A 20,126-nucleotide genomic window follows, 5' to 3' on the forward strand; every position below is an offset into this window, starting at 1 on the left:
CGCGGGAGCCGCTAGGTTGCTTTTTCTCTTCATATCACGGTTACTAAGTGAGCGGCAATAATCATAGCTCTTTCCCTCCTTCGTTGTTTTCTGGTTATTCTCTGCTGAATTTCACATGCTGTGCATTTGATGGTTTGCAATTGTTTGAGCAACGATTAATGTGATGCTTTCTAAGTGGTTACAAGGAAGTGGGTTAATGAGTTATCAATTGGACCGGATTGATTTACATATTTTGAGAGTGCTTCATTCGAGAGGCAGAATTCCAGTTGTAGAACTAGCAAAGCTGATTAACTTAACGACTTCTCCATGTTCTGACCGTGTAAAGCGGCTAGAAAAAGAAGGGTATATCAATGGTTACCATGCAGAGTTGAATGCGGAAAAGTTGGGGCTGGATGTGCAAGTATTCATCCATATTCGTTTAGACCAAACCAGTTTTTCTATTTTTGAAAAGTTTGCGAAAGCGGTGGAATTGATGCCTGAAATTGAAGAGTGCTACTCGCTCTCTGGAGATTTCGATACCATGATAAAAGTTCGTGTTAAGAGCATGAAAGCGTATCAGGAGTTTATGTCGAGTAAGTTAGGCACGCTTCCGGGCGTGATTCAAACTCGTAGTGAAGTGGTCATAGAAGAACATAAAACGGGATTTGGTGTTAATCCCGAGCTCCTTGGTTAGGCGAGGCATGTGTTGAGCCTCCTTATTTAGCGTGGCTTGGTATATTACTTTTTCTCGATTAAAAAAGGAGCCGAAGCTCCTTTTTTAATAAATCGGTGAGCGATTATGCCCCGATAAAGGTACTGATAACGCCAATTAAACCACCAAAAACACCGCCCCAAACGACTAGCCAGCCAAGGTGTTCTTTGATCATCTTTTGCACCATTTCTTTAACTAATGCCGGTGTTAATTCGCTTAAACGTTGATCGATGATACCTTCAATGTTCTGCTTTATCTCATCCATCATTGCAGGAGATTCGAATTGCTCTTTCAGTGCTTCTTTGATGTTATCGCTCTTGCTCAACTCAATGATGGATTCTTGCATCTTTTCGACGAAAGGTTGGCGCATGGGTTGTAGCGCTTCTGAGCCGCCAAACATCGCTAGCATGCCACCAAACTGAGAGCCTTCAATTACTTCCACTAGGGAATCAAATGCTGGATTTAAATCTACTTTCTCAATTACTGGTTGAAGATCGATGTTCACACCGCCCGCCATTTCTTTATTCAAGAATCGGTCAATGTTCGCTTCAGTAAAAAACTGTTCCATCATCAGGTTTTTGATAGCCAGTTTAAACTCTTCAAATCGTGCGGGGATCACGCCAGAACCGTATAATCCAGGCACTTTCTCAAACAGCATATGGATGGCAAGCCAGTTGGTTATGGCGCCTGAGAACGCAAACAGCCCTGCATACCAAAGATAGTCGTTTTGTAATTGATGACCTCCAGCCATCAAAGCGATAGCGAGGACATTCGTTAGCAAACTTTTGTTCATAGTGACCAGTTATATATGAATATCGGAAAGAATAAGTGGGCCTGATTCTATACCTAAGTCACATTAAGATGCTAGGTTTTGCCGTGATGAGTAATCTTGTAGAGAAGGGACAAAAAATGAATGCTCAGAAAAACAAAACCCGACAATCATTGTCGGGCCACTGCTTTTTCTTAGAAAAACTAAGATTCTATTTTTAATTTTAGATGCGGTAGATCTTACAACAAAGTTGGCATTTCCATCTTTCTGAGTAGCCGAATAGCTTGTCAGCCCAACTTGGTTTGAGTTGTACTATCTGCATTGAACCACATTTACACATAAGCTAATTACCTTATTGTTAATATAATAACTAAGCCATCTATTGAGTATAGCTGTTTCTCAAAAAGTGAAATGACAAATGAAGACGGCTCAATACTCTGTATTGTGTTCATTGCAATGGATACGCAACGAGGCGGTATATTAGCAGAAAAAGTGTGAGCTTTATCATGGAGAGTGTTTCATATATGAGAAACCACAATGGCTATATGAGCATCTAGCCATGGATTAAAATAAAAAACGGCGCTTAAAGCGCCGTTTTTATTGAGCTTATCACTCGTTAAGAAGCGTGTTGATTGTCTAGTTCTTCAGCGATAAATCCGCCAGTTTGATGCGCCCAAAGCTGGGCGTAAATGCCGTTATTCGCAATGAGTTCTTGATGAGAACCTTGTTCAACGATGCTGCCTTTATCTAGCACGATGAGGCGATCCATTTGTGCGATGGTCGATAATCGGTGAGCGATAGCAATAACCGTTTTCCCTTGCATTAATTCATTCAAGCTTTCCTGAATCGCCGCTTCGACTTCTGAATCCAGAGCCGATGTTGCTTCATCCAATACCAGCAATGGTGCGTCTTTGAGTAGCACACGAGATATTGCGATACGCTGACGTTGGCCGCCAGACAGTTTCACACCACGTTCACCAACTTGCGCATCGTATCCGACATTACCAAATGGGTCGGTCAGAGTTTCGATAAACTCATGGGCATGCGCTTGCTTAGTGGCTTTCAGCAAATCTTCTTCTGTCGCATCTGGATTGCCATACAAAATATTGTCACGAATTGAACGGTGTAGCAGAGAAGTATCTTGGGTCACCATACCGATCTTTGAACGCAAAGAGTCTTGTGTGACTTCTGAGATGTTCTGTCCATCGATCTTAATGCTGCCGTCTTCGACATCGTGGAAACGAAGTAACAAGTTCACCAAAGTCGATTTCCCGGCGCCGGAGCGCCCAACCAAGCCGACTTTCTCTCCTGGTTTGATGTTGAGATCGAGATGGCTAATTACGCCTTTGTTCTCGCCGTAATGGAAGCTTACGTTATCAAAGTGAATGCCTCCTTCAGTGACAACCAAGTCTTTTGCGCCTGGTTTATCTTTAATATCAATAGGCTTAGAAAGCGTTTTCATTCCATCGACAACGGTTCCCATGTTTTCAAAGAGGGCGCCAACTTCCCACATAATCCACATCGACATACCGTTTACGCGCAATGCAAGACTAACAGCAATCGCAATCGCGCCAACGCTGATGGCACTATCCAACCACAGGTAAATCGATAAAGCAGCAACGGAAAAGACCAAAATATAGTTTGAGATCTCTACAGCGACGTCGAAGCCGGTCACTAGGCGCATTTGACGATAGACCGTATTCAAAAATCCTTTCATGCCTTGCTCGGCATATTGGGTTTCGCGCTGGCTATGAGAAAACAGTTTGACGGTTTGAATATTGGTATAACTGTCGACGATGCGCCCTGTCATTGTCGAACGTGCATCGGCCTGCGCTGAAGCGACGTCTTTGAGCTTAGGGACAAAATAGATTTGGATAGCGATGTAAGCGAGTAACCAGACGATCATTGGGATCATCAAACGCCAGTCTGCCGTCGCTAACATAATGATCATGCTGGTGAAGTAAACCGTAACGTAAACAAACACATCCATAGCTTTCATTACGGTTTCGCGCACAGCTAATGAGGTTTGCATGACTTTCGTTGCGACTCGACCTGCAAAATCATCTTGATAGAAGTTCAAGCTTTGATTGAGCAAATACCGGTGTGCAAGCCAGCGGATAGACATTGGGTAGTTGCCCAATAACGTTTGATGAACGAGCAACGAGTACAAGATCACCAATATAGGCATGACAACCAGCAATAAGGCTCCGTAGAAAATCAAATCCGATTTGTTGTCTTGTAAGAACGTTTCTGGATTGCTGGTAGACAACCAATCAACCAATTGTCCCATGGCGCCAAACAACATTACCTCAACAACAGCCACAATTGTGGCCATCAAAGACATGATGATCAAAGGCTTTTCATAACCACGAGTGTAATAACGCAGAAAAGCGAACATCCCTGAAGGAGGCTGATCCGGTGTAGATTTGGGGAACGGCTCTGTAAAGCCTTCAAATCGTTTAAACATAACTCATCCTAAAGTTAAAACAATGCCATATGGGGTGGCTAAATCCATCGATTCACGCTGCTTTGGACGAAACCGCGTGTATGAGAGTTTCTTGCCTGCTCCTCGATAAAGCAGACCGATTGACGAGAGGGGCGAAAAAATAGTCTAACCGATTGTGTCTTAAATGTAACTAGTTGGTTATGAGTGTGATTGTCTATGGTTCTGATTCTTATGATGAATTCTTATCATGTTCATCACGGTGCCATAAAATCTTAAACCTGCAAAGTGACAATAAAATTTAGGGAAAAATAAACTTAATGCAGCAAAAAACACTTTTGTGCAATTAAATTAATTGTCAAAACAGCAAAACTGAAGTTAACAATAAATTTACAATCTCCTCATTCTAGTGATAAGGAATATATTGGATGCTATTACACGAATCAGTGACCCAATTTGCTAATGGGAAAGAAGAAAGCACGCAAAGTGCTCAGCGCCAAACCGCAAACTGCGTAGTGATGGTGCCACCGAAAGAGTTTCGTTTTAATGAAGAAACCGCACAAGATAATGAGTTCCAACATAAAGTGTCACTCAGCCAAGAAGAAGTCTCACGTCGAGTAATGGCCGAGTTCGCGAGTATGGTTGCAACGCTGCGTCAAGAGGGCGTTCAAGTTGTTGAGTTTGATTATCCAACTTCAGATGTTGCGACGCCAGACGCGGTATTTCCAAACAATTGGTTTAGCACTACGCCAGATGGCACGTTGTACACCTTTCCAATGGCCTGTGAAAACCGTCAAAAAGAAGTACGTCCCGATGCGCTTGTGGCAGCACTAGCGCAAGCAGGGCGAGAAGTTCATCGACGCAGCAGTCTAACTGAATATCTTGACGAGCAAGCGTATTTAGAAAGCACGGGTGTGATGGTGTTTGACCACCTAAATAAAACGGTCTACGCCGCACTCTCACAACGTTGTGATCGTCTGGTTTTAGAAGATTACGCCGATCGTATTGGCTATGAACGAGTGATTTCTTTCCAAACTCGTTTGCCGTCTGGTGCGCCGATTTATCACACCAATGTGATGATGGCGGTTGGCGAACAGTTTTGCGTGATTTGTGACGAAGTGATCCCAGAATTTGAGCGTCGTTTTGTAATGAGGTCACTCGCCAAATACAAGCAAGTCATCTCAATTTCGCTTGATCAGATGAACCAGTTCTGCGGTAACATTCTGCAACTAGAAACGATCAACGGCGACAAGGTGATTGCGATGTCGCAATCGGCGTACGATGCATTCTCACCTGCACAAAGAAAGCAATTGGCAACGCACGGTAAATTGCTGCCATTCGACGTTTCTACCATAGAATCTATTGGTGGTGGTTCGGTTCGTTGCATGTTGGGTGAAGTGTTCTTACCGAATCGTAAAGCTGTGCTTTAATAAACTGCACATTTCTTTTCAGCCGCAGTGAAAGGCTGACGAAGCGTTCTCTTCAAGGGTTTTTAGCCGTTAGCTCTGTGGCAGTACAGACTAACGGCTTTTTTGCGCTTTTTTGTTTTCTGAAGATTTGCATCGGCGCCGCTTGGTTTAAGCGCCTAAAATAGGATGGTTCACCTAACAGATTGTGGTAAAGTCCGCGCCTGCGTTTTACCGCATCTTCATTGTTTTTATTGCCTCTTCAACCAAAAGTACAAGGTTTCGCTAATGCCATTTTCTACTCTCTCATTGAGTTCTGAGCTGATTCACGCACTGCCAAAAGACTTCAAGAAACCGACCGATATTCAAGCGTTGGCCATTCCTGAGCTGTTGGCTGGTCAAGATCTATTGGCTTTGGCAAATACAGGCAGCGGCAAAACCCTTGCTTATGGTTTGCCTTTGTTGGAAAAGCTGGGTGTCAATCCAGAGCAAAAAGCGCTGATTCTTGTGCCAACTCGTGAGCTGGCAATGCAAGTGAGTGAAGCAATTAACCAAGTTGGTCAAGTTCTTGAACTCAACGCAGTGTGTTTGTGTGGCGGCGTTGATAAAGAGCAACAACAGCAGGCGCTAGCGACAAATCCTCATATCCTTGTCGCGACGACAGGTCGTTTGGTTGATCTGGCAAACAACGGTTTAGACTTAAGCAATATCCATTACCTAGTGTTGGATGAGGCCGATCGTCTGTTGGATATGGGCTTTTGGCCTGACGTGCAAAATATTGCGGGGCTGATTTCAAACCAGCGTCAAACCGCAATGTTCTCGGCGACGTTTTCAGATGATTTGAAGGGTAAAGCGAAGCTGCTTATGCAGGCACCAAAGCAAGTTGCAGCGCATCAAGAAAACAGCACGAATCAAGACATCGTTGAAACGTTGTACATGGTCAATAAAGGCAGTAAAACCAAGGCATTGATTGAACTGATTCAAAAAAACGCGTGGACTCAGGCGTTAGTCTTTATTGGTGCGAAAGAGAATGCTGATGGCTTAGCGAAAAAGCTAAACAAAGCGGGCATCTCAACCAATGCACTGCATGGTGACAAGAGCCAAGCAGAGCGAGAAGAAGCACTGGCGCAGTTTAAATCTGGGCAAATTCAGGTGTTGATTGCCACTGATCTACTAGCGCGCGGCATTCACATTGAGCAATTACCTGTAGTGATCAACTTTGAACTGCCAATGCATGCAGAAACTTATGTTCACCGAGTAGGACGTACCGCTCGCGCAGGCGAACAAGGTGTGGCGGTGTCATTGGTTTGTCATGGTGAAATGGACGCACTAAACGCGATTCGTCACCTGACTCAACGTGCATTGCTAGTGCAAGATCTGGTTGGTTTTCCAGTAACGGATAAGCCATCAACTGGCGAGAGCAAACGCGCGCCACGCGATAAAAAAGCCAACCGCCGAACTCATGCTAAGAAGAGCATTAAGCAGTTCCAAGGTAAGTCGAAACGCCCAGCCCCGAGTGCGAAGTAAACCAAAAAAACACGCTCTGGCGGCATAGTTGGTTCAGAGCGTGGCTTAAAATTTTACTTTGGGGTGTTAACTCACAGTTGGGCCAACCAAGCGCATTTCCCAATCTTCAACTTCGCCGGTTTCTAGGCGGCGCTCGACCAGCTTGCCCCAAGACTCGACTAACGGCAGCTCAGACAGCTTAGTGAGTTCTTTTCTATCTAAACAGCCAGTGAAAACCGCACCCATGATACGAGCCAATGGCCATTCTGGATAAGGTCTTTCGCACAGAATAATCTCGTCACCTGCACCGATATCGCCTTCTTCCAGCACTCGGAAATACCAGCCTGTTCGAAGCGTATCTTGCAGTCTTCTCGCCATGTCGTGTTGGTCAAAGCGTACGTTAAGTTTCCAACAAGGCATGCGACCTTGCGACACTTCCAGTAGTGTTGAGCCGATGCGAATTTTATCTTTCAAGCAAATCGTGGATTCGGTGACGCTTTCGGAGCTGATGTTTTCGCCAAAGCCGCCGGCGGATTGGAAAATTGGTCTTTCGCCTAATTCTTGTTTCCAGATTGGGTAGTGTTCGCTTGGGTAAATATGAAGCGCTTTTTGAATGCCACCATGAAAGCGCGGATCACCTTGCTCATCACTGATAAAACCGAGCTCTGTTGCATGCTGGCGCTCAGGCAGCACTTGTTTGTTGATTGCGCTTTGCGCACCATGAGCATAAGGGACGGTTTTCCCTGCTAGCACTGCTTTTACGACGCCGATTTTCTTCATGTAACCTCCTTATTATTTGAATGAGAGATAAAGTGTTTACCTTCATTCGCGATGCGGAGCATGATAGCCTAGTAAACTTGTGTCGGTGTAGGGATGAAAAGACAACTAACAATGCTAACTCGCCAAATTGATTCGAAGTCAGGCGTCGTCACCTCCAATAAGATGATGGACGCGAATCCCCATTCTCCTGTTTTGGTGAAAACCATCGACATGCCAAAAGGTTACATTGATGCGCTGCATCAACACACTTGGCATCAAATCATCTTTCCTATCAAAGGGTTATTGCAAACACAAACGGAGCATTATCAGCATTTGGTTCCGCACACCTCTGCGTTATTTGTTCCTGCGGGTGTTCAACACGAGTCGATTGCTCTAAGCAACACGATATTTGTTGGTATTTACCTCAACCCTGAGTTTGGCGCAACGTACGAGCCACAAGTGAGAACCATTGCTTTAACGTCGTTTTTAAATGAGCTTTTACAAGAGATCCGCAGACAGTGTGAAGGTGAGACAAGCCACGAAGAAGTGCTGCATTTGCTGGCGGTGCTGCATGATCAAATTTTGAAACGCAACGTGCAGACATTTCAGTTATTGCTGCCACAAGACAGACGACTAAAACTGATTTTCGAGCGACTGACTGACGAGCCAGCGTTGAGCTGTTCGCTAAAAGAGTGGGGGGAGAAAATTGGGGCGTCTGAGCGTACTTTATCACGGCTGTTCGCCAAGGAATTCAACACTTCATTTCTACTTTGGCGGCAACAAATTCGGCTAATTTACTCGCTTTCTTTGTTAGATGAATCGTTGTCAATCCAAGCCATTGCAGACCTAGTGGGTTATCAAAACGACTCATCCTACATCAAAGCATTTAAAGCCTATTTTGATATGACGCCACAACAGTTTAGAGTGAACGGCGCATCGCGCAGGTAGAAGTACAGAGTTTCGACTTCACTTAATGCTTTTGAGTAGAAGTTACGAAACTTCCTTCTTGAATTTCAATTACATGGTATGAATAACAATGGCACCAACGATAAATACTCGAGTGAATCAATTCTGTTTTGGTCAACCCAAAACGTCGCTGTCGTTGGAAAAAGAGCCCCTCAAACCGCTTGCTCAGGGCAAGGTTCGGGTGCGACTGGAAGCCACCAATATTAACCCAAGTGACTTGCTTTCCATTCATGGTGTTGGGCAATACCGCCGCGTTCACGTACCACCTCGCGTGCCGGGGTTTGAAGCGGTTGGGCGTGTGGTGGAAGTCAGTGCTGTTGGTCAAACTGGCTTTCAAGTTGGGCAAAAAGTGTTGGTGGCGATGAGTGGGACTTGGCAATACTACATCGATGCTTCGCCCGAGAATCTTTTTCCGTTACCTGAAAGTTTGGATAACGGCTATGCCTGCCAGTTGTACATCAACGCGCTAACCGCGTGGGTGATCACCACTAAAGTGGCTAAGTTGAACAAAGATGATGTGGTGATCATCAATGCAGCAGGGTCAGCGATCGGTAAGATATTTGCCCAGCTCGCCCATTCACTGGGTTTTAAACTGATTGCTGTGACTTCAAAGCCAGACGAGTATCCGTACGATACGATTCCAGTGTTGGACGCAAAACAAGACTTACACGCGCAGCTGCAAACGCGCCAACTGCCACAACCAACGCTCGCTCTGGACGCGATAGGTGGTGAGGCTGGCACGGATCTCATTCGTACCTTGAAAGAAAATGGCCAATACATCAACTACGGAACATTGTCGTTAACGCCTTATACGCCTGAGTTTTTTGAATCGATGAAGGCCAACAACATCGACTTTAGTACATTCTTTTTGCGGTATTGGGAAGAATCGGTAGGTAAAGGCGGGAGAAAGACGGTGTTCGCTGAAATGTTAGAACACTTTATTAGCAGCGACATAAAGTTAAACGTTGCATATGATCTGCCGTTAGAGGACTTTCAAACAGCGATTGAAATGGTTGAGCGACGCTTGTCAGCAGTGTCAGGAAAAATCATTTTGACGCTGTGAATTACAGTGAGCCTGTTGAGAAAAGGGAGGATAAAATCCTCCCTTTTTTATGGGTTTACTTGTAATGATTGGGCTATTTTAGATGGAAGATTTGCTCTGTTTCGAGCGATGTCATCGCACGTACTTGACGCCAAATGTAATAAAAAATACCGAACATCATCAACATACTTGGGATGGCAATCATTGGGTAACTGTACAGCGTCATTTTCCCTAACTCTTCGTTAAAGGCAGCAGTACCAGAAGGGCTAGTCACAATCCAAGTCGCAAGGAAGTAGTTCATTGCAGATGAGAACGCAAAAGTACTTGCAAACAAGTAGTTAGAAGACATAAGGCAACGTTCGAACGCATCGGTTTTACCATTTTCTTTTAAACGTTGGTTAATCAACGCGAGATTCAACACTGTGTCATTCAGTACTAACTTCTGCATCAGTGGGTAGCGGGTAAACGTTGAACCCAAAACCGCTAAACCGATCAGGCCAGGAATCAGGGCTTCTTTTAGTGCTAACCAGCGTGTATCAAGCTCTAACAAGCCGATGCCACCAGTTAGTAGAACACTGATAAAGCCCAGAGCAGAAATAAAGTTAAATTTCTTGTTACGGACAAGGTCCATACCGCCATAAATGATAGGAAATAGCAAAGCGACAACCAGCGCCATTGCTGTCCCTAGATGCTCATCGCCACTAAACTTCATCAAAATGAAGGAAGGGATAAATACGTTGAAAAGGATTTCAAATAAGGGATTCGGCTTTTTCGCCGTCGTGTTACTCATAATGTTTTACTGACTCTACTCTATGTCGGCTGTTATTGTACTTTGACAAGAAGTGTTCATCTAGTCGCGCTTGATGTAAAGCGTTAAAGCGTCGAGTTGTGTAACGACTTATGAAATAGACCGGAGCATAGCCAGTTAGTTTACATGGTTGACTACTTTTTGTGTCTTAATGACTCTCCTTCTGTGCGATGATCTGATTACGCGCTCTGAATAATCGAGTCGCCACTGTGTTGTGGTTGAGCCTCAAGGCTTGGGCAATTTCATCATGATTCAACCCAGCCACTAAGCTCAAGAGCAACGGCTCTCGGTATTTGGGTTCGAGAATCATCATTTGTTTTTGAAGCCAATCTTGGGCCATGTCGTAGTCACTGCCAGGGTAGGTTTTTGTCTGTATTGCACACTCATCAATGTCGACAAAATCGTACTGTTTTCTATCAAAGCGCCGAGCATTCTCACGACGCAAAATAGTAATGAGCCAAGACTTCGCGGCGTTGGGGTCATTTAATTTATCAAAGAATCGCCACGCTTTCAGAAAGGTTTCTTGCGCTAAATCTTGAGCAAGGTGGTGATCTTTGCATAACCAATACGCGAGACGGTAGATCTCTCGGTATCGCTCTTTCGTCAGTGCTTCGTAACGTTTATGTTTTTCCATAGCATTAAGATAAAAAGTTTGGAGAGCACGTTGTGTCTGCCAGATGAACGACAACCCTTTTTATCGCTTTTACAGTGATAAAAAGGGTTGTTCGATTAGGAAGATAAATTCGAAGAGTTAACCTTCGAAATATCGAAGGGTGGCTCTGATTTCTTTCTTACACGCTTAAAATGGTTGGTTGGAAAAGCGTGAGTACTGGATGGCATCTGCGACTTCCTGAGCTTTAGACTCTGAAGTCATAAGGTGAAGTAGCTTAAGAGCAGCTTGATAGCTAACTAGGCTACCGTTCGAAGTGATAACGCCATCATCAATGACAAAATTCTGGTCGACTTGTACTTTGACTGCTGGGTAATCTCTTTGAAAGCCGTTTTCACCTCCGGCCCAAGTTGTTGCTTTTTTGCCGTTTAAAAGGCCAGCTTCGGCTAACAAATACGCGCCAGAGCAATTACTTGCCATCCAATCTGCCGCCTTTGAGGTAGTTTTAATAAAGTGAATGAGATCTTTATTTTCGATTAGTGCATCCATGTCATAGCTGGATGTTAAAACCAATACGTCGAGTTCCGGCAGATCACCAATCCAAGCATCCACACCAATTTTTAATCCTTCTTCAGTGGTGATGGTTTTCTGATCTGAGACGGAAATGGTGAGCACGTCATAATCACTAAACCAAGTGAGACGACTTGCGACGCCAAAAACCTCTAAAGGCGCAGTAACATCAGAGGTCAGTACGCCATCGTAAACCAGAATACCAATTCGTTTATCTGCGGCATGTGCTGTTTGAAGCACCCCAAAGAATAGGACTAGTGTCGCTATCAATAGTTGTAGTGCATTCTTCAATCCGTTTTTACCCATGGTTTTTTCCTCGCTAACAGAGCATCAAGTTATTGAGGTTCATTATATTTAGGCTAATTAGTGATTGAAGAGCCACTTGGTCTTTACTAAAGTGAATAAAATTCATGAATAGAGTTCATTGGTTATATGGATAAGATACGGTCCCTACGATTTTTTATTGCCACTTTAGATGGCGGTAGTTTTGCTGCGGCTGCCAAAGTGTATGGCACTGACCCTTCGACCGTGAGTAAAGCCATACATCGTCTTGAAAGCGATTTGGGTATACAGCTTTTTCAACGTTCTACGCGACAGAGCCGCCTGACAGAAGCTGGTCGTAGGTACGCAAATACTGCTAGGTTTGTACTGGAGGAGCTGGCGGCATGTGAGGATTCATTAAAAAGTCACAATGATGCGCTTTCAGGGCAGCTTAAGATTAATGTGCCAGTCTCGTACGGTCGCCTCTATATTCGTCCTTTATTAAAAGAGTTTTGTCGCCGCTACCCTAACATCACTATCGATATTCATTACGATGACGCCTACGTTGATATTATTGAGCAAGGTATTGATGTGTCGATTCGCTCTGGTGTCGTTCACGATAGTCAATTGATTGTGCGTCAGCTCAGCCCTATCGATTTTATCATTTGTGCCAGTCAGGATTACTTAGCGCGCCATGGTGTTCCGAGTGGCTCGGATGTATTCAATGACCATTCTTGGGTTCGTTTTCGTTTTAAACAAACGGGGAAACTGTTGCCGATTCGGATGCCAGAACCAGACGGTGCGAGTGAATATGACCCCGAAAGAAACTACATTGTAAATGACGGTGAATCTATGGCAGAGCTTTGCGCAGAAGGCTTAGGATTGACTCAGATCCCTCATTTTATCGCGAGAGACTGGCTTAAAGCGGGGCGTTTAGTGCCGATATTTCCGAGCATGCGCCAAGCAGGAAATGGCGTGTATCTTCTCTATGCCAACCGGGAATATGTGCCTGCCCGAGTGAGGGTGTTCATCGATTTTATCACTCAAGCAATACAAGATATGGATGAAACGCCATTCCATACTTGGGCTGAAACGTTGCCGATTTATCGACCGAACCAAGGCGATTGAAAACTTCATGTGAGTCTTTGGTTAAAACCCCCTAAGCTATATGGCGCTTTTATTGGTTTTTGTTAGTTTATTGGGCGTTATTATCGAAAAGCGCAGTTTGCTCTTCGTCACTCATAAAGGAAAGACAATGCCAACTAAGATCTTAGTGCCTGCTTTGGCCCTACTTCTCAGCGCATGTGGCGGCGATGGGGAGTCGTCAGCCCCAGCAGAAAGCGGCTCACAAAACACAGGTTCCACATCGTCACAAGGCACATTTGCCGAGCAGATGCTTGCAGCGGTCAACAGCGCCCGCTCTACTACACAACAGTGTGGCGCAACCACCATGCCACCTGTTGGGGCCCTGACTTGGAGCTACGATTTGGAAAGCGCCGCTTATCGACATTCAAGCGATATGGCGAACAGCGATTTCATGAGCCACACAGGCTCTGATGGCAGCAAAATGTCAGATCGAGTTAACGCAACGGGTTATGCTTGGAGCGCCATTGGTGAGAATGTCGCCGTAGGGCAAAGCACCATTAACGCCGTCGTTAACGCGTGGTTATCGAGTGAAGGTCACTGCCTTAATATCATGAGTGCGGATTTTGAACAGATGGGCGCGTCGCTTGTCGAAAATCACTCTGCACGTTACGGGTATTACTGGACTCAGGTTTTCGCCAAACAGCGCTAATGCGATAAAGAAGCCTGATAGATAAAATAAAACGCCAGCAGTCACTATCTGCTGGCGTTTTATTATTTACATCTCTTTTAGCTTGTCAGGTTACGAAGTTTTGGGTCATCCACCAGGTATTCAACAAATTCAATCTCAAAACCTGCAGGGTCAATAAAATACACATTTTTGCGGTATGGTTCATCAGCGCCAGGTTGGGCAATCGGATAACCTGCATCGGTTAGTCTTTTGATGATTGCATCGACGTTGTTGGTCACATAAGCAAAATGCGCTAGCCCAACTTGGTGCCCGCTCAACTCGCGGTTTTCTCCTTCGCCGTGGTCACTCATGGCTATGTATTGATACTCGTCGCCAAAATGTAGCCAGTTTCTTGGTTTGCCACTCCATTCGCCTTTACCTTCATCACGCACGTACCAATGTGGAAATGCAGTTTGGTAAAACTTCAGCATTTCAGGGATATCTTTCACGACTAAGTTAATATGTTCTAGTTGGATCATGATGTGCTCCTTTTTGTCATTTTCTAGCCAACGATGAATATGCTAAAACCTCAAGTTAAGTTGAGGTAAAGGGCTTTTTTAAAATTTTTTAGGGTTGATATCTTTGGATCTGGATACATTGAGAGATTCGGTGGGTTTGGTGCTTTGAATCTGAGAGCTGGGTTAGGGGCTTGCAACCTTGTTTCACCTTTTGTTTGTTCGTGCTACTCATTTTCGATCGAGTTTACGGTGAGTAGATTCCCAGCCTCACCTAGGTTCGCGGCAATGACGGAAAGAGAGCTAAACGAGCAGCGTCATTCTGAAGGAGCCTAAGCGAGTATTCAGAATCTACTTTCAGTGTGTTGTTATGTTGCGTTGTGAATTGAATTATCCGCGAGCACAGAACCAGTTCCTCCCTTTTGAGCTCTGCGTGTTGAGAGCTTCGGAGTTTGATACAAGGGGAGGTTAGGTGGGGTTGCTGGTTGAATGTTGGGTAAGGTGCTTGCAACCTTGTTTCACCTTTTGTTTGTTCGTGCTACTCATTTTCGATCGAGTTTACGGTGAGTAGATTCCCAGCCTCACCTAGGTTCGCGGCAATGACGGAAAGAGAGCTAAACGAGCAGCGTCATTCTGAAGGAGCCTAAGCGAGTATTCAGAATCTATTCGCAGCGCGTTGTGATGCTGGTGGAGTGAACTGAATTATCCGTGATTGTAGAGCCATTCCCTCCAGTTTGAACTCGGAGCGCTGAGAGATTTGCTTACACCTCTCCCCAAACCAAAAAAGCCAGCAGTTAGTACCTGCTGGCAAAGTCTTTGGGCTTCTAGGTTTTTTGATTTTATTTCTTGTTACTCATCGCTGTCACGGTGCCCCGATTGGTTTTCCGGGGAAGAAAACACAGCACCGTGCGCTTTGTGTCCAAGAAATTTGGAGATTAGCCTTGCTTACGGATTAGGTAGTCAAATGCGCCTAAGCTTGCTTTTGCACCTTCACCCATCGCAATGATGATCTGCTTGTAAGGAACGGTTGTTGCGTCACCCGCTGCGAACACACCTTCTAAGCTAGTATCGCCACGGCTACCGACTTCAATCTCGCCGCGCTCAGATAGGGCTACTTCTGAATCTTTTAGCCATTCTGTGTTTGGTACTAGACCGATTTGAACAAAGATACCTGACAATTCAATCTCTTTGATTTCATCTGTGTTGCGGTCTTTGTACTTCAAGCTTGTTACGCGAGTACCGTCACCCACTACTTCTGTTGTTTGCGCCATCGTGATGATGTCTACGTTTGGTAGTGAGTTCGCTTTGTCGATAAGCACTTGGTCTGCGCGAAGTACGTCTGCGAATTCAAGAACCGTTACGTGTTCTACGATACCAGCAAGGTCGATAGCTGCTTCGATACCTGAGTTACCACCACCGATAACTGCAGTTTTCTTACCTTTGAACAGTGGACCGTCACAGTGTGGACAGTACGCGACACCTTTGTTGCGGTACTCTTGCTCACCCGGAACGTTCATTTCACGCCAGCGTGCACCTGGGCTTAAGATGACACTCTTACTCTTCAGCGTTGCGCCGCTTTCAAGTTGGATGTGAATCAAACCATCTTCTGTATGTGCTGCGCCCATTAGCTTCTCAGCTTGTTGCTCAGTCACGACGTCTACATCGTATTCTTTTAGGTGTTCTGCTAGGTCAGTTGCCAGTTTTGGACCTTCAGTGCGTTTTACCGAAATGAAGTTCTCAATTGCCATGGTGTCCATAACTTGACCACCAAAGCGTTTAGCAACAACGCCAGTGCGAATACCTTTACGAGCAGCGTATAGAGCAGCTGCGCTACCACCAGGACCACCGCCGACAACAAGTACATCGTATGGGTCTTTTTCGCTCAGTGCTTTCGCGGCTTTCTCGCTCGCGCCGTCATCCACTTTGTTTAGGATTTCAGTCAGAGACATACGGCCTTGACCGAATAGCTCACCGTTCACGAATACACTTGGTACAGCCATGATGTCGCGTTGTTTCACTTCATCTTGGAACAAACCACCGTCTATCATGGTTGCTTTTACTTTCGGGTTGATCGCCGCCATCATGTTGAACGCTTGAACCACGTCCGGACAGTTTTGACACGACAGTGAAATGAAGATTTCTACGTCTAGATCTTTGTCTAGTGCTTCGATTTGCTCAATCACTTCTGGTTCTAGTTTGATTGGGTGACCGCCAGAGTGAAGCAGTGCCAATACTAGAGAGGTAAATTCGTGACCCATTGGCAAGCCTGCAAAGCGTAGTGCTGTGCCTTTTGCTGGGTTAGTTACCGCCATCACTGGTTTACGTGCGCTTGCGTTGTCGTCACGTTCAACAGTGATTAGGTCGCTCATCTCTGCGATTTGGTTCGCTAGAGACAAAATGTCATTCGATGCTTTGCTTTCATCTAGACTAACCACTAAACGAACTTCTTCTTTTACATTAGCCAGATATTGTTTGAGTTGTTGTTGGATCGCTTGGTCTAACATAGTTGTTACTACCTTAATTAAATAGTTACCAATCAAAACAAGTATTTGTTCATTCTTGCTAGCTAAAATCGTTGATAACTGCGTTATAGATTTTGTAGTTAGAGTAACTAGCTATCGAAAATCTATGCCTGGTTCTAAACGATTTTTTCTACGCAATTACTGCACACCTACTTATTCAGATAGGTAATAAAAAGTGGTTACTGTAGATAAAACCTGAGGGGGAGAGAGCAAATCAGGCAGAAGGTCGTCAAGGTATCTAACCTGAAGTGCTCTCTAATTCAGTTCTAATCAGAAAAAGGAAATCGGAACTGATTAGAACTTAAATTTCAGTGGCTTAGATTTTGCCAACTAGGTCTAGTGATGGAGCTAGTGTCTCTTCACCTTCTTTCCATTTAGCTGGGCAAACTTCGCCTGGGTGTGCTGCTACGTATTGAGCTGCTTTCACTTTGCGTAGTAGGTCTTCTGCGTCACGACCGATACCTTCAGCAGTGATTTCCATTGCTTGGATAGTACCTTCTGGGTCGATTAGGAACGTTGCACGGTCTGCAAGACCTTGGCCTTCACGCATCACACCGAAGTTGTTTGTGATGTTGCCTGTTTGGTCGCCAAGCATGTAGTACTGAATCTTACCGATTGTGTCTGAGCTGTCGTGCCATGCTTTATGAGTGAAGTGTGTGTCAGTTGATACTGAGTAAACTTCTACGCCACGTTTTTGTAGCTCTTCGTAGTGGTCTGCTAGGTCGCCCAGTTCTGTTGGACATACAAACGTAAAGTCTGCTGGGTAGAAGAAGAATACTGCCCATTTACCTAGAACGTCTTGTTCTGTTACTTCAACGAATTCACCGTTTTTGTACGCTGTAGCTGCAAATGGTTTGATTTGAGTATTAATCATAATTTACTTTCCTTTGAATGTTTTAAGCTGAGCTGTTGTTGCTTTCGGAAAGTATATTCTCATCGGAGTGTGTTTAAGGAAAATCGCTTGTAACTATCCTATTGATAGCCATTTCCTATTTCACTTGATAGGCATATCCGATGTAGATGAGTTTGCTTTGATAGGTTTTATTGAAGATGAAGGCAGATTAGCAATAGAGAATACCGATGATTACTTTGAGTAGATCGTCTAACTAAGATCGAAGGAGCCTGCATCTCGGCAGGCTCTTTCTAATAGGAAGTGGTGAAGCGGATGCTTCTATCTTGTTAGCTCAGATTGTCGAGCACTTTGCCGCACAGCTTCTTCAGCATGATCATTTCATCCAGCTCTAATGTGATTTTACACATCATGGCATTTGGCACCGACTTAGCTTGTTCTTTAAGGTCACGACCTTGCCCGGTGAGGTTGAGTACGCGAACGCGCTCATCGGTTTCACTTCGGCCGCGCTCCACATAGCCTTTTGCTTCTAAGCGTTTAAGCAGCGGTGTGAGTGTGCCTGAGTCCAAATGAAGTTGAGATCCCAATTCTTTCACGCTGGCACCGTCTTTCTCCCACAGCACCATCATCACTAAGTACTGCGAATAAGTCAGATCAAGCTCGTCCAACAACGGTCGGTAAGCTCGGATCACTGCATTTGCTGCGCTGTAGAGCGGGAAGCAAACTTGGTTTTCGAGTAAGAGTTTATCGTCGTCGGTCATGGTGTTGTCGGTGTAACACTGGCTCATTGGCGTTGCCTACCTGATCACAGAGAAAGAGAGTTATAAAATAAATTGTGCACAATATAGTTGCAAACGATCTTTACTTCGATATAAGATTGCAAGCAATTTAATTGCGTACAACTTAAATTAAGAAGGACACTCGCATGACTACTCTATACAAAACTCAAGCTACCGCTTTGGCTGGTCGTAATGGTCAAGTAAAAACTGATGACGGTCTTCTCGATCTAGAGCTGTCATACCCGAAGGAAATGGGCGGAACAGGCGCAGCAACTAACCCAGAACAGCTTTTTGCCGCGGGCTATTCAGCGTGTTTTTCTAACGCGATTTTGCACGTAGCGCGTGAAGGTAAAGTAAACCTGAAAAGCGCACCCGTGACAGCGGAAGTGGGTATCGGTCCTAACGATAACGGTGGCTTTGCACTAACAGTGAGCCTAGCGGTAGAGCTAGACATGCCACAAGAACAAGCGCTAGAGCTAACGCGCATTGCACACCAAGTTTGCCCATATTCAAACGCAGTTCGTGGCAACATTGATGTGGCAGTAACGGTAAACGGCGAAGCAATTTAAGCGGTTTCAACCACTGCACAAAGACAAGAAAGCCTGCAAGTACGCAGGCTTTTTTTGATTGGTATGAGTCGAGAATACTTAACGCGACTCTAGCGGGTAAGAGCGGTAGCTCCACATGCCGTAAGTACGCAGTGCATCGCGGTAGATACCAAGCAGTTCGCTATCGCTGGCTTTGGCTAAGTCTTTAAGTGGCTTGTCTGGGTAGCTCACAGTGTCAAAAGTGATGTCTTGTGGTCCAGTTTGCCAGCTTGCGATTTCAAACAAGGTTTGACCACGGCGTACGTGGCTCGCTGAGCTGATGATGGTCGCGTGTTTAATGTTATGACGCGCCAATGCGTAGCTGCTAAATAGGGCGTTGCCTACCGTGCTGGTGGCGTAGTTTTCTTCAATGATGCGATCTTTGCTGATGCCTTTTTCAATCAGCCAATCCGCCATTAACTTGCCTTCGGTTTTGTGGTTCTTCGGTACACCACCCGTCAATACGATCAACGCGTCTGGATTTGCTTTCGCCATTGCTAGCGTGGTTTCCAGACGCTCAACCAAGATTTGATGCATTGAACCATCTGGGTTCAGCGCGTATCCCAACGTGACTATAGCGCCTTTGTCATCCAGTTTGCCTTTATCGGCTTTCTCTTTTAGTGGCGTTGCAAGTACGCGGTCTACGGTGTCGAAGATGCGTTGGATATCTGCCGCTTTACCTGCATTGAGCTTCATGAGCGTCGCCATGTGTTTCGCTGATTCTGCTTGGTTGCCCTCAAAGCGTTGCCATACCGCTAAGTAAGCGTGCAAATCCACATCGTCTGGTGCGACAGAAAGAGCTTGTTCAAATAGTTCAATCGCGCGGTCTGCATTCTTGTTGTAGATCTGTGCGTTTGCCGCAGAAATCAGTAGGTCAGTGCGGTACGGCTCAAGTTTGTAGGCTTCTAGTAAGCGGTCGGTAACAATCTCCATGTTGCTCGGCATTTTGGCGGTAAAACCCGCATGCGAGATACGCGCAGGGGATTTGAATGCTTGTACCGCATCATTCAGCAGTTGGTCGACAACCTGACGTTTGGTGACGATCTGTGAGTAGTCGGCGGAAGATTGGATAGCAGCATCGTTAGCCGCGATAGAGTATGGGGCAGCAGTCAGCGCAATTACGCTACCAAGAGCAATGGCAAGTAAGTTCTTCTTCATGGAATGTCCTAGAGGTGCTGTAGTACCTAGTTTTTATTGTGCCTAGCGTTGTAGGTCGAACGGGGTCGATAGAATTTTTTCAGTCTAGGTTCGCTTCATGAATAATCTGTGAAATGAATCCCAACTCAGCC

General features: G+C 45.2%; 19 protein-coding genes. 8 read left to right on the plus strand and 11 right to left on the minus strand.

Translation table 11 applies throughout. From position 1 onward, the window contains the following. Positions 1-196 precede the first annotated feature (196 nt). A complete protein-coding gene (locus R7M72_RS05430) occupies positions 197-673 on the plus strand; it encodes an Lrp/AsnC family transcriptional regulator (protein ID WP_005374595.1) in 477 nt (158 codons plus the stop codon). A gap of 103 nt (positions 674-776) precedes the next feature. On the opposite strand, the gene R7M72_RS05435 is transcribed toward R7M72_RS05430, so the two are convergent. Both R7M72_RS05435 and R7M72_RS05440 read right to left on the minus strand, forming a co-directional pair. After that, positions 777-1,484, minus strand: coding sequence for a DUF445 domain-containing protein (locus R7M72_RS05435; protein WP_005374596.1), 708 nt, complete (start codon positions 1,482-1,484; stop codon positions 777-779). 592 nt (positions 1,485-2,076) lie between these two features. Next, entirely contained in the window at positions 2,077-3,927 is a 1,851-nt protein-coding gene (locus R7M72_RS05440) for an ABC transporter ATP-binding protein (RefSeq protein ID WP_005374597.1), read from the minus strand. Positions 3,928-4,331: 404 nt separating this feature from the next. Between R7M72_RS05440 and R7M72_RS05445 the strand changes: the two genes are divergently transcribed. Both R7M72_RS05445 and R7M72_RS05450 read left to right on the plus strand, forming a co-directional pair. Continuing rightward, positions 4,332-5,333 (plus strand): arginine deiminase-related protein, encoded by a 1,002-nt coding sequence (locus R7M72_RS05445; RefSeq protein ID WP_081007960.1) that lies wholly within the window; start codon positions 4,332-4,334, stop codon positions 5,331-5,333. A 264-nt stretch (positions 5,334-5,597) separates the two neighbouring features. Continuing rightward, positions 5,598-6,836 carry a DEAD/DEAH box helicase gene (locus tag R7M72_RS05450; protein WP_054575374.1) on the plus strand — a complete coding sequence of 413 codons (1,239 nt, stop codon included), beginning with the start codon at positions 5,598-5,600 and terminating at the stop codon, positions 6,834-6,836. A 66-nt stretch (positions 6,837-6,902) separates the two neighbouring features. Here R7M72_RS05450 and R7M72_RS05455 read toward each other — a convergent pair whose 3' ends face one another. Continuing rightward, positions 6,903-7,595, minus strand: coding sequence for an MOSC domain-containing protein (locus tag R7M72_RS05455; protein WP_318056089.1), 693 nt, complete (start codon positions 7,593-7,595; stop codon positions 6,903-6,905). A gap of 111 nt (positions 7,596-7,706) precedes the next feature. On the opposite strand from R7M72_RS05455, the gene R7M72_RS05460 reads away from it, so the two are divergent. Further along, complete coding sequence (locus tag R7M72_RS05460) at positions 7,707-8,522, plus strand: AraC family transcriptional regulator (RefSeq protein WP_054575376.1); 816 nt, start codon at positions 7,707-7,709, stop codon at positions 8,520-8,522. Between the two features lie 88 nt (positions 8,523-8,610). Continuing rightward, a complete protein-coding gene (locus R7M72_RS05465; RefSeq protein ID WP_054575377.1) occupies positions 8,611-9,603 on the plus strand; it encodes a zinc-dependent alcohol dehydrogenase family protein in 993 nt (330 codons plus the stop codon). 73 nt (positions 9,604-9,676) lie between these two features. Here the strand turns inward: R7M72_RS05465 and R7M72_RS05470 are convergent, their stop codons facing one another. From R7M72_RS05470 to R7M72_RS05480, 3 genes are all read right to left on the minus strand, one after another. Continuing rightward, positions 9,677-10,372: a VC0807 family protein gene (locus R7M72_RS05470; protein ID WP_005383527.1), complete on the minus strand. Its 696-nt coding sequence runs from the start codon at positions 10,370-10,372 to the stop codon at positions 9,677-9,679. Between the two features lie 166 nt (positions 10,373-10,538). Continuing rightward, the gene (locus tag R7M72_RS05475; RefSeq protein WP_258510733.1) at positions 10,539-11,069 is read right to left on the minus strand and encodes a sigma-70 family RNA polymerase sigma factor; all 531 of its coding nucleotides are present in this window, start codon (positions 11,067-11,069) and stop codon (positions 10,539-10,541) included. A 120-nt stretch (positions 11,070-11,189) separates the two neighbouring features. After that, positions 11,190-11,876 carry a DJ-1/PfpI family protein gene (locus R7M72_RS05480; RefSeq protein WP_005374612.1) on the minus strand — a complete coding sequence of 229 codons (687 nt, stop codon included), beginning with the start codon at positions 11,874-11,876 and terminating at the stop codon, positions 11,190-11,192. A gap of 126 nt (positions 11,877-12,002) precedes the next feature. Here R7M72_RS05480 and R7M72_RS05485 point away from each other — a divergent pair, with 126 nt between their 5' ends. Beyond that, complete coding sequence (locus tag R7M72_RS05485) at positions 12,003-12,959, plus strand: LysR family transcriptional regulator (RefSeq protein ID WP_005374613.1); 957 nt, start codon at positions 12,003-12,005, stop codon at positions 12,957-12,959. A gap of 127 nt (positions 12,960-13,086) precedes the next feature. Continuing rightward, positions 13,087-13,626, plus strand: a complete 540-nt coding sequence (locus R7M72_RS05490; RefSeq protein ID WP_186585575.1) for a CAP domain-containing protein — start codon at positions 13,087-13,089, stop codon at positions 13,624-13,626. A 77-nt stretch (positions 13,627-13,703) separates the two neighbouring features. Here R7M72_RS05490 and R7M72_RS05495 read toward each other — a convergent pair whose 3' ends face one another. The 4 genes from R7M72_RS05495 to R7M72_RS05510 all read right to left on the minus strand — a co-directional run bounded on the left by R7M72_RS05495 (position 13,704) and on the right by R7M72_RS05510 (position 18,259). Next, the gene (locus tag R7M72_RS05495) at positions 13,704-14,123 is read right to left on the minus strand and encodes a VOC family protein (protein ID WP_186585576.1); all 420 of its coding nucleotides are present in this window, start codon (positions 14,121-14,123) and stop codon (positions 13,704-13,706) included. Positions 14,124-15,034: 911 nt separating this feature from the next. Further along, a complete protein-coding gene (ahpF, locus tag R7M72_RS05500) occupies positions 15,035-16,603 on the minus strand; it encodes an alkyl hydroperoxide reductase subunit F (protein WP_158173293.1) in 1,569 nt (522 codons plus the stop codon). 334 nt (positions 16,604-16,937) lie between these two features. Continuing rightward, on the minus strand, positions 16,938-17,495 hold the full coding sequence (gene ahpC / locus R7M72_RS05505; RefSeq protein WP_005374632.1) for an alkyl hydroperoxide reductase subunit C: 558 nt from the start codon (positions 17,493-17,495) through the stop codon (positions 16,938-16,940). 305 nt (positions 17,496-17,800) lie between these two features. After that, on the minus strand, positions 17,801-18,259 hold the full coding sequence (locus tag R7M72_RS05510; RefSeq protein WP_158173292.1) for a MarR family winged helix-turn-helix transcriptional regulator: 459 nt from the start codon (positions 18,257-18,259) through the stop codon (positions 17,801-17,803). Positions 18,260-18,396: 137 nt separating this feature from the next. Here R7M72_RS05510 and R7M72_RS05515 point away from each other — a divergent pair, with 137 nt between their 5' ends. Beyond that, positions 18,397-18,819, plus strand: a complete 423-nt coding sequence (locus tag R7M72_RS05515; RefSeq protein WP_005374640.1) for an organic hydroperoxide resistance protein — start codon at positions 18,397-18,399, stop codon at positions 18,817-18,819. A gap of 78 nt (positions 18,820-18,897) precedes the next feature. On the opposite strand, the gene R7M72_RS05520 is transcribed toward R7M72_RS05515, so the two are convergent. Next, positions 18,898-19,995 carry an ElyC/SanA/YdcF family protein gene (locus R7M72_RS05520; RefSeq protein WP_318056090.1) on the minus strand — a complete coding sequence of 366 codons (1,098 nt, stop codon included), beginning with the start codon at positions 19,993-19,995 and terminating at the stop codon, positions 18,898-18,900. Between the last annotated feature and the right edge of the window lie 131 nt (positions 19,996-20,126).

The sequence above is a fragment of the Vibrio sp. YT-18 genome (genome assembly GCF_033337345.1).
Classification (GTDB): Bacteria; Pseudomonadota; Gammaproteobacteria; order Enterobacterales; family Vibrionaceae; genus Vibrio; species Vibrio alginolyticus.

Bases quoted from the DNA above. Each gene is read 5' to 3' on its own strand.
- R7M72_RS05430 (WP_005374595.1), top strand. From the start codon at position 197: ATGAGTTATCAATTGGACCGGATTGATTTACATATTTTGAGAGTGCTT.
- R7M72_RS05435 (WP_005374596.1), bottom strand. From the start codon at position 1,484: ATGAACAAAAGTTTGCTAACGAATGTCCTCGCTATCGCTTTGATGGCT.
- R7M72_RS05440 (WP_005374597.1), bottom strand. From the start codon at position 3,927: ATGTTTAAACGATTTGAAGGCTTTACAGAGCCGTTCCCCAAATCTACA.
- R7M72_RS05445 (WP_081007960.1), top strand. From the start codon at position 4,332: ATGCTATTACACGAATCAGTGACCCAATTTGCTAATGGGAAAGAAGAA.
- R7M72_RS05450 (WP_054575374.1), top strand. From the start codon at position 5,598: ATGCCATTTTCTACTCTCTCATTGAGTTCTGAGCTGATTCACGCACTG.
- R7M72_RS05455 (WP_318056089.1), bottom strand. From the start codon at position 7,595: ATGAAGAAAATCGGCGTCGTAAAAGCAGTGCTAGCAGGGAAAACCGTC.
- R7M72_RS05460 (WP_054575376.1), top strand. From the start codon at position 7,707: ATGCTAACTCGCCAAATTGATTCGAAGTCAGGCGTCGTCACCTCCAAT.
- R7M72_RS05465 (WP_054575377.1), top strand. From the start codon at position 8,611: ATGGCACCAACGATAAATACTCGAGTGAATCAATTCTGTTTTGGTCAA.
- R7M72_RS05470 (WP_005383527.1), bottom strand. From the start codon at position 10,372: ATGAGTAACACGACGGCGAAAAAGCCGAATCCCTTATTTGAAATCCTT.
- R7M72_RS05480 (WP_005374612.1), bottom strand. From the start codon at position 11,876: ATGGGTAAAAACGGATTGAAGAATGCACTACAACTATTGATAGCGACA.
- R7M72_RS05485 (WP_005374613.1), top strand. From the start codon at position 12,003: ATGGATAAGATACGGTCCCTACGATTTTTTATTGCCACTTTAGATGGC.
- R7M72_RS05490 (WP_186585575.1), top strand. From the start codon at position 13,087: ATGCCAACTAAGATCTTAGTGCCTGCTTTGGCCCTACTTCTCAGCGCA.
- R7M72_RS05495 (WP_186585576.1), bottom strand. From the start codon at position 14,123: ATGATCCAACTAGAACATATTAACTTAGTCGTGAAAGATATCCCTGAA.
- ahpF (WP_158173293.1), bottom strand. From the start codon at position 16,603: ATGTTAGACCAAGCGATCCAACAACAACTCAAACAATATCTGGCTAAT.
- ahpC (WP_005374632.1), bottom strand. From the start codon at position 17,495: ATGATTAATACTCAAATCAAACCATTTGCAGCTACAGCGTACAAAAAC.
- R7M72_RS05510 (WP_158173292.1), bottom strand. From the start codon at position 18,259: ATGAGCCAGTGTTACACCGACAACACCATGACCGACGACGATAAACTC.
- R7M72_RS05515 (WP_005374640.1), top strand. From the start codon at position 18,397: ATGACTACTCTATACAAAACTCAAGCTACCGCTTTGGCTGGTCGTAAT.
- R7M72_RS05520 (WP_318056090.1), bottom strand. From the start codon at position 19,995: ATGAAGAAGAACTTACTTGCCATTGCTCTTGGTAGCGTAATTGCGCTG.